Source organism: Rhodobacter ferrooxidans (assembly GCF_000176015.1).
Lineage (GTDB): Bacteria > Pseudomonadota > Alphaproteobacteria > Rhodobacterales > Rhodobacteraceae > Pseudorhodobacter_B > Pseudorhodobacter_B ferrooxidans.
The window spans coordinates 90,846-97,591 of record NZ_ACYY01000015.1; the positions used below are offsets into that span (position 1 = coordinate 90,846).

The 6,746-nt window shown below is 64.7% G+C and carries 6 protein-coding genes; 4 read left to right on the forward strand and 2 right to left on the reverse strand.

Going from position 1 to position 6,746, the window contains the following annotated elements:
* Positions 1-492 precede the first annotated feature (492 nt).
* Positions 493-1,377, reverse strand: coding sequence for a DMT family transporter (locus tag RSW2DRAFT_RS11845; protein ID WP_008031256.1), 885 nt, complete (start codon positions 1,375-1,377; stop codon positions 493-495).
* A 124-nt stretch (positions 1,378-1,501) separates the two neighbouring features.
* Between RSW2DRAFT_RS11845 and RSW2DRAFT_RS11850 the strand changes: the two genes are divergently transcribed.
* Genes RSW2DRAFT_RS11850 through eno form a run of 3 tightly spaced genes read left to right on the forward strand, consistent with a single transcriptional unit; the run spans position 1,502 to position 4,140 of the window.
* On the forward strand, positions 1,502-1,915 hold the full coding sequence (locus RSW2DRAFT_RS11850) for a Fur family transcriptional regulator (RefSeq protein ID WP_008031259.1): 414 nt from the start codon (positions 1,502-1,504) through the stop codon (positions 1,913-1,915).
* 24 nt (positions 1,916-1,939) lie between these two features.
* Positions 1,940-2,830 (forward strand): DMT family transporter, encoded by an 891-nt coding sequence (locus tag RSW2DRAFT_RS11855; protein WP_008031260.1) that lies wholly within the window; start codon positions 1,940-1,942, stop codon positions 2,828-2,830.
* 32 nt (positions 2,831-2,862) lie between these two features.
* Positions 2,863-4,140: a phosphopyruvate hydratase gene (gene eno / locus RSW2DRAFT_RS11860; RefSeq protein ID WP_008031263.1), complete on the forward strand. Its 1,278-nt coding sequence runs from the start codon at positions 2,863-2,865 to the stop codon at positions 4,138-4,140.
* A gap of 103 nt (positions 4,141-4,243) precedes the next feature.
* On the opposite strand, the gene RSW2DRAFT_RS11865 is transcribed toward eno, so the two are convergent.
* Complete coding sequence (locus RSW2DRAFT_RS11865; protein ID WP_008031266.1) at positions 4,244-5,344, reverse strand: anhydro-N-acetylmuramic acid kinase; 1,101 nt, start codon at positions 5,342-5,344, stop codon at positions 4,244-4,246.
* A gap of 63 nt (positions 5,345-5,407) precedes the next feature.
* Here RSW2DRAFT_RS11865 and tyrS point away from each other — a divergent pair, with 63 nt between their 5' ends.
* Positions 5,408-6,658, forward strand: a complete 1,251-nt coding sequence (gene tyrS, locus RSW2DRAFT_RS11870) for a tyrosine--tRNA ligase (protein WP_008031268.1) — start codon at positions 5,408-5,410, stop codon at positions 6,656-6,658.
* Positions 6,659-6,746: the final 88 nt, after the last annotated feature.

The following is a 6,746-nucleotide window of genomic DNA, read 5'->3' on the forward strand; positions in this document are numbered from 1 at the left end:
GCCCTGTCCGAACTGATTTCACTGTCGCACCCGTGCCGGGATTTCCGCACAAGCCCATTTGGCAGGAGCATCGCGGTTGCCCTGCCACCAGCACCTTCCACCGGTGCATCTGGACGGTTTGGTTGTCCCTCCCGGCAAACACCATATCTAGTGGCTCGCCGCGTCACCGTTACAAACTGTCGTAATACTCGCGGCGTTTCAACGAATTTTTTACATTTGGTGGCGGATTTTTGGCTTGACCATCCCGGCGGATGCGCCGTCCGGCAACCGGCCGCGAGTCTGCTGCTCAACGCCCGCCTGTGGATTTCCGGGGGGACAACTTGGGGGGGGGAATCGGCGGATTATCGCCAATTTCCCAAGCAAGCGGCAGGGTTGCCGCCCGGCCTTCAGAACCGGTGTGAACTTCCAGAATCAGCCACAGGTTGTGGCTCGGCGCAGCAGCCCCACAGCCGGTCGCGGCGACGACCTGCCACCCGCTGTGGCAGCGCCGCCTCAGCCGCGGCGATTGATCAGGATGATTCCCACCGCCACCAGCGACGCCGCCCCCAGCACGCCAAGGCTGATCGGCTCGTCCAGCAACAGCCAGCCCAGGCCAAGACCGAACACCGGCGTCAGAAACGAAAAGCTGGCGACGGTCGAGGCGGGATAGACCGACAGCAGCCACAGCCAGAAGATGAAGCCGCCCGCCACCACCACCGCGGCCTGAAACAGCAACAACCACAGGTGCAAAAGATGCAGGTCGCGGAAAAGCGGCCCGAACAGCGGCGATGCCAGCAGCAGGATCGGGCCCGACACCACCACCATCCACAAAAGCTGCATCTCCGGCCCGACCCGCGTCATCGACGGCCTGCGCGCAATGAAGGCGGTGCCCGCCCAGCCCAGCGCGCCGCCCAGCGCGAACAGATCGCCCGCAAGGCTGCCATGCCCCTGCCCCGGCCCGCGATCCAGAATGGCCCAGGCGGTGCCGGCAAAGGCCAGCCCCAGCCCCAGCAGCCGCAGCTTGCTCAACCGCTCGCCCGGCAGACCGAAATGCGCCATCAGCGCCAGCCAGACCGGCATCGAATAGAAGATGATCGCAGCGCGGCTGACCGTGGTCAGATCGAGCGCCATGAACAGGCACAGAAACTCGGCCGCGAACACCACGCCGATGGCCAGCCCCGCCCGGGCCGTGCCGGGGGCGATCCGCACCGGCTTGTCCTTAAGCGCCATCCAGCCCAGCACGAACACCACCGCCAGCACCGAGCGCAGGCCCGCCAGGAACACCGGCTGCAACCCCACATTGGTGATCTTGATGATCACCTGGTTGAAGGCGAAAAACGCCGTGATCAGTAGCAGCCCGATGGCCCCGAAGCCGTCGAGCCTGTCCTTGCGCGCCATTTTCCGCCCCTTCGCTGTGGCTGCAACCTTTCTGCCGCCACGCCGACTGTCAAGCCGACGAAAACCGCTGGCCCAACCGCCGCCCATGGCATAAATGGCGCCAAACCGCCGACCGGAGCATGCCATGACCGACCACATCATCGCCCGTTGCGAAGCCAAGGGCCTGCGGATGACCGATCAGCGCCGCATCGTGGCGCAGGTCATCGGTGCCTCGGCAGACCACCCGGATGTGGAAGAGCTGTATTTCCGCTGCATCAAGCTGGACCCCCGCATCTCGATCGCCACGGTCTATCGCACGGTGAAACTGTTCGAGGAATCGGGTATACTTGAGCGGCTTGATTTTGCCGATGGCCGCGCGCGCTATGAAGACGCCGAGCGCGACCACCACGACCACCTGATCGACATGAACTCGGGCGCGGTGCTGGAATTCGTCGATCCCGATATCGAGGCGTTGCAGGTGCGGATTGCCGAACGGCTGGGCTACCGGCTGATCGGGCACCGGCTGGAACTGTATGCCGTGCCCGCGAAAAAGGGCTGAACGCCCGCGAAAGGCCTGAAATACATGGAAAATCTGCGGGGCATCCTGCTGATGACAGCCGCGATGGCGGGCTTCGCGCTGGAGGATATGTTCGTCAAATGGGCGGCGGCAGACCTGCCGACCGGCGAGATACTGGTGATGCTGTCGGTGGTCGGCACGCTGGTGTTCGCGGGGATCGCGAAAGCGCAGGGCCAGCGGTTTTTTGACCGCGCGGCGTTGCACCCGGCGCTGCTGTGGCGCAACGGCGGCGAGATGGTCGGCACGCTGGGCTTCATCACCGGCATTGCGCTGACCCCCTTGACCACCGTCACCGCGATCTTTCAGGCCACGCCGCTGGCCGTGACCTTTGGCGCCGCGATTTTCCTTGGCGAAACCGTCGGCTGGCGGCGCTGGTCAGCGATTCTGGTGGGCTTTTGCGGTGTGCTGCTGGTGATCCGCCCCGGGCTGGCGGGGTTCGATCTGGCCTCGCTGTGGTCGGTGCTGGCGGTGATCGGCCTGTCGGTGCGGGATCTCGCCACCCGGCGGGTGCCTGCGCGTATCTCCACCATGCAGATCTCGGCCTGGGGCTTTGCCGCGGTGGGCGTGCTGGGGGGCGGCATGCTGGCGGTGTCGGGCGGCGCGGTGGTGCCGAGCCTTGGGCAAACCGGCCTGATGGCGGGGGCGCTGTCCTTCGGCATCGCCGCCTATTGGGCGATCACCCAGGCGATGCGGCTGGGCGAAGTTTCCGTCATCACGCCGTTTCGTTACGCACGTCTGATCTTTGCGCTGATCATCGGCACCACGGTTTTCAATGAACGCCCGGATGCCGCCACCCTGACCGGGGCGGCACTGATCATCGGCTCGGGACTATACACTTTCGCACGCGAGCGGGCGGTCAAGCGACGCGCCCTTTCCAAAAACCCTGCCGCGGCGTAAAGCGGGGCAACATTCCTCAGGAGGCTTCTGCCATGAGCACGATCATCGACATCCACGCCCGCGAGATACTCGACAGCCGCGGCAATCCCACCATCGAAGTGGACGTGACGCTGGAAAGCGGCGCCATGGGCCGGGCCGCTGTGCCCTCGGGCGCCTCGACCGGCGCGCATGAAGCACACGAGCGTCGCGATGGCGACCCGTCGCGCTACATGGGCAAGGGCGTGCTGGAGGCGGTGGCGGCAGTCAACGGCGAGCTTGCCGAGGAGCTGGTGGGATTTGACGCCACCGAACAGGTCGGCATCGACCGCACCATGATCGAGATGGACGGCACCCCCAACAAATCCCGCCTGGGCGCCAATGCCATTCTGGGCATCAGCCTGGCGGTGGCCAAGGCCGCGGCGCAAGTGACCGGGCAAGAGCTTTACCGCTATGTCGGCGGCACCTCGGCCCGGGTTCTGCCGGTGCCGATGATGAACATCATCAACGGCGGCGAACATGCCGACAACCCGATCGACATCCAGGAATTCATGATCATGCCGGTGGCCGCCGACAACATCCGCGAGGCGGTGCGGATGGGATCGGAAGTGTTCCACACCCTGAAGAAACAGCTTTCCAAGGCCGGGCTGTCCACCAGCATCGGCGACGAGGGCGGCTTTGCCCCGAACCTGAGCTCCACCCGCGATGCACTTGATATCATTCTGAAATCCATCGAGATCGCAGGCTATCGCCCCGGTGAGGATATCTATCTGGCGATGGATTGTGCGGCGACGGAATATTACAAGAACGGCAAATACGTGATGAAGGGTGAAGGCAAGACCCTGACCTCGGAAGAAAACGTCGCCTATCTGGCGGCGCTGGCGGCGGATTATCCGATCATCTCGATCGAGGACGGCTGTTCCGAGGATGACTGGGCCGGCTGGAAGCTGCTGACCGAGACGCTGGGCAACAAGCTGCAACTGGTGGGCGACGATCTGTTTGTGACCAACCCGCTGCGGCTGGCCGAGGGCATCGCCAAGGGCTGCGCCAACTCGATGCTGGTGAAGGTCAACCAGATCGGCACGCTGACCGAAACTCTGGCGGCGGTCGATATGGCGCACCGCGCGCGTTATACCAACGTGATGAGCCACCGGTCCGGCGAGACCGAGGATTCGACGATTGCCGATCTGGCGGTGGCCACCAACTGCGGCCAGATCAAGACCGGCTCGCTGTCGCGCTCGGACCGGCTGGCGAAGTATAACCAGTTGATCCGCATCGAGGAAACCCTGGGCGAGGTGGCGGAATTCGCCGGGCGGTCGATCCTGCGCGGCTGAAGGCCGGGGACGCTACCAACAGCCGGGGGCGCTGCCCCCGGACCCCCGGGATATTTGAGAACAGATGAAATTGGGAGGAGGGTCGGCAGGCGCTGGCCCGCCCTCAGGCGTTCGGGCGGCTGATTTGGCCGCCGCCCACCGCAGCGGCAACGCCGGTTGTGGACGGGCCCGAGGTCGGCAGGCCGCGCGCCACCCGCACCGCCAGATGCGCGAAGGCCTGCGCCTCCAGCATGTCGCCGTTCAGCCCCACCGCCTCGACCGGTTCCACCCGGCAGGGCAAGGCTTCGGCCAGCATGTGCATCAGCGTGGCGTTGTGCCGCCCGCCGCCCGCCACCAGAATCCGCGCCACCGGGCAGGGGAAATGCTCGGCCCCCCGCGCCACCGCCAACGCCGCCGCCGCCGTCAGGGTGGCCGCGGCATCGGCATCGGAAAGCTGTGCGACCGCAGGCAACAGATCGTGAAAAGCGTTTCGGTCCAAGGATTTGGGCGGCATCTTGAAGAAATATTGGTGCCGCAAAAACTGGTCGAGAATCGCCTGATCCGGCGTACCCATGGCCGCCAGTGCCCCGGCTTCATCGCAAGCCAGACCGCGCCGCGCCAGCATGAGGTCATTCACCGGCGCATTGGCCGGCCCGGTATCGAAGGCAAGGCAGGCCCCCGGCTCTTCGGGCAAGGATTTCCCCGGCTCGATCCAGGTCAGATTGCCGACACCACCCAGGTTCAGAAACGCCAAAGGCTCGCGCGCACCGAACCACTCGGCGCAGGCAAAGTGGAAGAACGGTGCCAGCGGCGCGCCCTGCCCGCCCATCTGCACATCGGCAGAGCGGAAATCCCACACCACCGGCAGCCCCAGCACCTCGGCCAGCACAGCACCCGAACCGGCCTGATGCGTGCCGTGACCGCGCGGGTCATGCGCCAGGGTCTGGCCGTGAAAACCGACAATCTCGGCCCCGGCAAAGCGCGACAGCACCTCGGCATGCGCGGTTTCCACCACCTCTGCTGCCGCCTCTACCCCCGGATCGCCGGGCCAGAGGCCGAACGCCGCCCGGATCACCGCCTGTTCCGCCGCCGTGTAGGGCCGGTAGGCGGTATCGCCAAACTCGAAGATCCGATGCCCGTCGGTCAGCACCAAAGCGGCATCGACCCCATCCAACGAGGTGCCCGACATCGCCCCCAGGGCCCAGATCGCCTGCCGCTGCAACATGGCCTTTCCCTTGCCCGTCCCCGCCGTTATAGCGGGTCTGCACCGTTAAAGCACGAGACCCCGATGACCTACCATCCGAAATCCGATTTCCTGCATGTGATGATGAGCCGTGGCTTTCTGGCCGATTGCACGGATTATCAGGGCTTCGATGACGCGCTGGTGAAGGGCGTGGTACCGGGCTACATCGGGTTCGATGCCACGGCGAAATCGCTGCATGTCGGCAGCCTGATCCAGATCATGATGCTGCGCTGGCTGCAAAAGACCGGCCACAAGCCGATCGTGCTGATGGGCGGCGGCACCACCAAGGTGGGCGACCCCAGTTTTCGCGCCGACGAACGGCCGCTGCTGTCGCCCGCCCAGATCGACGAGAATATCGCCGGTATCCGCGCGGTGTTTGCCAATTACGTGACCTTCGGCAACGGGCCGCAGGACGCGCTTATGGTGAACAATGCCGAATGGCTGGATGCGCTCAACTACCTCGATTTCCTGCGCGACATCGGGCGGCATTTCTCGATCAACCGGATGCTGGCGTTCGAAAGCGTCAAGTCGCGACTGGACCGCGAGCAGAGCCTGAGCTTTCTTGAATTCAACTACATGATCCTGCAAGCCTATGATTTTCTTGAACTCAACCGCCGCTATGGTTGCCTCGTGCAGATGGGCGGCAGCGATCAGTGGGGCAATATCGTCAACGGCATTGATCTGACGCGCCGGGTGCTGGATACGCAGATTTACGGGCTGACCTCGCCGTTGCTGACGACATCGGACGGCAAGAAGATGGGCAAATCGCAAAGCGGCGCGGTCTGGCTGAATGCCGACATGCTGTCCCCTTACGAGTTCTGGCAGTTCTGGCGCAACACCACCGATGCCGATGTCGGGCGATTCCTGAAGCTTTACACCGAACTGCCGCTGGAGGAATGTGAGCGGCTTGGGGCGCTGGCGGGATCAGAGATCAACGCCGCCAAGATCGTGCTGGCCAATGCGGTGACGACGCTGTGCCACGGCGCCGAGGCGACGCTTGCCGCCGAAGCCACCGCGCGGGAAGTGTTTGAAAAAGGTGGGGTGGGCGACGATCTGCCGACACTCCTGCTGAACGCCGAGGATATGGGCGACGGCATCAGCGTGGCGCAACTGTTCGTGCGCTCCGGTCTGGCGAAATCCGGCAAGGACGCGAAACGGCTGATCGCCGAAGGTGGCGCGCGGCTGAATGACGAGTTGGTGCTCGATCCCGGCATGGTGCTGCACGCCAGCGCCCTGGCCGAGCCGGTGAAACTGACCGCCGGGCGCAAGCGTCATGCGCTGGTGCTGATGAGCTGACGCCGGGATTGCGCAGGTAGCCGGGGGCGGCTGCCCCCGGACCCCCGGGACCTATTTAAGAACAGATGAAAGAATAAAAGAAGTCGAT

Excerpts from the sequence above, each read along its gene's own strand:
- RSW2DRAFT_RS11845 (WP_008031256.1), bottom strand. The coding sequence starts at position 1,377 with ATGGCGCGCAAGGACAGGCTCGACGGCTTCGGGGCCATCGGGCTGCTA.
- RSW2DRAFT_RS11850 (WP_008031259.1), top strand. The coding sequence starts at position 1,502 with ATGACCGACCACATCATCGCCCGTTGCGAAGCCAAGGGCCTGCGGATG.
- RSW2DRAFT_RS11855 (WP_008031260.1), top strand. The coding sequence starts at position 1,940 with ATGGAAAATCTGCGGGGCATCCTGCTGATGACAGCCGCGATGGCGGGC.
- eno (WP_008031263.1), top strand. The coding sequence starts at position 2,863 with ATGAGCACGATCATCGACATCCACGCCCGCGAGATACTCGACAGCCGC.
- RSW2DRAFT_RS11865 (WP_008031266.1), bottom strand. The coding sequence starts at position 5,344 with ATGTTGCAGCGGCAGGCGATCTGGGCCCTGGGGGCGATGTCGGGCACC.
- tyrS (WP_008031268.1), top strand. The coding sequence starts at position 5,408 with ATGACCTACCATCCGAAATCCGATTTCCTGCATGTGATGATGAGCCGT.